Below are 1,139 nucleotides of genomic sequence, written 5' to 3'. Positions count from 1 at the left end.
GGCCACGGCGCTGGGCAACCTCCTGACCGCCATGGAGCATTCGGCGGGGCGCGCGCACGGGTGGGACGCCGCCGTGGCCTGGCCGCGCCTGTACCCGGTCCTGCGGGACCCGGCCCGGTCCCTGGTGGACGACGCGCGGGACGCACTGGACCAGGCGATCGGGTTGGCGACCGTCATGTCGCTCTGCGCGCCGCTGTCGCTCGCCCTGCTGTGGCCCTCCGGCTGGTGGGCGTTCCTGACCCTGGTGCCGACGATTCTGGCCGTCGGCGCGTATCGGGCGGCCCTGCGCTCCGCCGCCACCTACGCGGTCGCGGTGCACGGCGCGTTCGACCTGCACCGCTTCGACCTGCTGCGGGCGCTCCACCTGCCGTTGCCCGCCGACCCGGCCGGGGAGCGGGCCCTGGCGGCGGCGCTGTGCGACCTGTGGCGCCAGGAGTTCCCGCTGCCCGCCGGCACCCGCTACCACCACGAGGCGGGCCCCGGCGAGCCCTGAGCGGTCTCCCCGGGGGCCGGCGAACCGAACCGGCGGTGACCTCGGGGGCGCGCGACGCACCGTCCCGGCTCACCGGGGAGCGGGCCCGGGGCGCGAGCACGGCTGTGGCCGCCGACGCGCCCGCCTCCCGGGCGCGTCAGGCGTCGGCGAGGAGGGGGTCGTACGGGGCGCTCGTGCGGCGCCCCGACATGAAGGAGAGGAAGTCGCCGACGAAGGCGCTCCGGCCGTAGGTGCCGCCGGTGCCGTCAGTGGTGGTCGGGTCGCGATGGAAGGCGGTGCGGAACAGGGCCCGGTACTCGTCCGCGTCGATGGTTCCGTTGCCGTCCTTGTCGGTGGCGTCGAAGAGGACCTCGGCGACGCGGATGAGGGCGGGGCCGGCGAGGGAGGGTACGCCGGCGGCGTACTCGTCGGCGTCGACGCGGCCGTCGCCGTCCGTGTCGAGGGCGGCCTGGAGTTCGCGCCACCAGGCTGCGAAGGCGTCGTAGAGCCGGGTCTCCTCGGGTTCGTCCAGGTCGAGGCGGGTGGAGAGCTCGCGGGCCATGGCGGCGAGGTCGGGCCAGTCGAGATAGCCGTCGCCGGTCTGGTCCAACACCCGGCGGAAGAACTCCCGCGCCGCGCGCCGACCCTCCTCCGTGTCCGCCGAGGG

1 protein-coding gene and 1 pseudogene are annotated in these 1,139 nt (G+C 76.1%); one reads left to right on the top strand and one right to left on the bottom strand.

The features are described from left to right. Window positions 1-493, top strand: a pseudogene (locus FNQ90_RS24130) (hypothetical protein); the annotation flags it as partial. A 136-nt stretch (window positions 494-629) separates the two neighbouring features. Here the strand turns inward: FNQ90_RS24130 and FNQ90_RS24125 are convergent. Then, window positions 630-1,139: EF-hand domain-containing protein (locus FNQ90_RS24125; protein ID WP_182608282.1), on the bottom strand; the 510-nt coding region annotated here is incomplete at its 5' end.

Origin of the sequence: Streptomyces alkaliphilus (assembly GCF_014141535.1) — a bacterium.
GTDB classification, from domain to species: domain Bacteria; phylum Actinomycetota; class Actinomycetes; order Streptomycetales; family Streptomycetaceae; genus Streptomyces; species Streptomyces alkaliphilus.
The sequence above is the reverse complement of the archived record's forward strand: the minus strand, read 5'-3'. Positions and strand labels throughout refer to the sequence as shown.